Source organism: Kitasatospora sp. MY 5-36 (assembly GCF_001182915.1).
GTDB lineage: Bacteria > Actinomycetota > Actinomycetes > Streptomycetales > Streptomycetaceae > Kitasatospora.
This window is the reverse complement of the sequence record NZ_LFVW01000845.1, coordinates 1-1712: the sequence shown is the minus strand read 5'-3', so window position 1 is coordinate 1712 and position 1712 is coordinate 1. Positions and strand designations below refer to the sequence as shown.

Annotated in this window: 2 protein-coding genes and 1 pseudogene; all 3 read right to left on the bottom strand. The window is 76.3% G+C overall.

Translation table 11 applies throughout. The annotated features are described in order from the left end of the window. Window positions 1-323, bottom strand: a pseudogene (locus AE652_RS37075) (ABC transporter permease); the annotation flags it as partial. Beyond that, window positions 320-1219, bottom strand: coding sequence for an ABC transporter ATP-binding protein (locus AE652_RS37070; RefSeq protein WP_079272403.1), 900 nt, complete (start codon window positions 1217-1219; stop codon window positions 320-322). The gene AE652_RS37070 and the pseudogene AE652_RS37075, both read right to left, overlap by 4 nt. A gap of 105 nt (window positions 1220-1324) precedes the next feature. Beyond that, window positions 1325-1712: aminotransferase class IV (locus tag AE652_RS37065; RefSeq protein ID WP_049659584.1), on the bottom strand; the 388-nt coding region annotated here is incomplete at its 5' end.

The window sequence follows — 1712 nt, the reverse complement described above, 5'->3', positions numbered from 1 at the left end:
GTGTCCGGGCGGGCCGCCGCGACCCCGGGCAGCGCGGCCAGCCGGCCGGCCAGCGCGGCGTCCGTCCGGGCCCGCTCCGGGGTGGCCTCCTCCGTCGTCTCGGTGTCCGTGCCGACCTTCCGCTGGATCTTCACCGCCTGGTCGGCCGCGACCACCACCGGGGTGTCCGCGTACCGGGCCGGCTTGAGGCTCGCGGTCAGACCGGTCTGCAGCAGCACGCCGCAGGCCACCACCACGGCGGCGCCCAGCAGCAGGGCGACCAGGGTGCCCGCGAAGGACGCGGGCCGGAAGCGCACCGAGGAGCGCGCGAGTCCGTTCGTCATGCCGCCGCTCCCACCGGGCGGGCGGTCAGCGCGACCATCCGGTCCGCGACGGTCTGCGGGCTCGGGTGCGGCAGGTCGTCGACGATCGCGCCGCCGGCCAGGAACAGCACCCGGTCGGCGAAGGAGGCCGCCACCGGGTCGTGGGTCACCATCACCACCGTCGCGCCGAGCGAGTCCACGGCCTGCCGCAGCAGGGCCAGCACCTCGTGCGCGGTGCGGGTGTCCAGCGCGCCGGTCGGCTCGTCGGCGAAGACCACGTCCGGGCGGGTGATCAGCGCGCGGGCGATCGCCACCCGCTGCTGCTGGCCGCCGGAGAGCTGGCCGGGCCGCCGCTTGGCGTGCTCGCCCAGGCCCACCCGGGCCAGCAGCTCCCGTGCCCGGGCCCGGTCCTGGCGCTCCCCGGCGAGGCGCTGCGGGAGCAGCACGTTCTGCTCGACGGTCAGCGAGGGCAGCAGGTTGAAGGCCTGGAAGACGAAGCCGATCCGGCTGCGGCGCAGCTTGGTCAGTCGGTTCTCGCTCAGCGCGGTGATGTCCTCGCCGCCGAGCCGGACCTGCCCGGAGTCCGGGCGGTCCAGGCCCGCCGCGCACTGGAGGAAGGTGGACTTGCCGGAGCCGGACGGGCCCATCACCGCGGTGAAGCTGCCGTGGGCGAGCGCCAGGTCGACCCCGCGCAGCGCGTGCACCGTCGCCTCGCCGCGGCCGTAGGTGCGGCGCACCCCGCGCAGCTCGATCGCGGGGGCCGCCTGCGGGGCCGGGGCGTACCCGCCGTGACCGTCGGCGCCGTAGCCCTCGCGGCCGTATCCGTCGGGGCCGTACCCCTCGGCAGCGTGGCCGCCGGGGCCGTACTGATCCGTCCCGAACTCGTCGGTCCTGCGGCGGTCTTGGCGGCGTGCCATGGGTGGGCCTTCCTTCGGTTCTGCGTCGCTCGTCGTCAACGTGCTCCAACCTAGGGACGACGGGCTCCGCGAACCATGCAGGCCACCGGCGGAACGGCGGTGGGGTTATCCCCCCACCGCTTCGGCGGGAATCCCCAGGTAGGCGGCGCGCAGGACGGCGAGCACCGGGTGCGCGGGGTCGAAGGCGGTGCCGTCCACGGCCGCCAGCGGGCGCACCCCGACCCCCGCGTTCACCGCGAAGGCGGCGGTGAAGCGGTCCAGCCCGTCGGCGGGCAGCGGCTCGCGGGACTGCGGGCCCCGGTACGCGCCGGACAGCAGCGCCTCCGTCACCCCGGGCAGGCTCGGGCCCTGCGGCCAGACCAGCCGCTCCCCGGCCAGGAAGCCGACGTTCCAGGTCGCGCCCTCGACCACCAGGCCGTCCTCGCCGACCAGCAGCACGTCGTCGTAGCCCGCCAGTTGGGCCTGCCGACGGTGGTGCACCAGGCCGAACAGG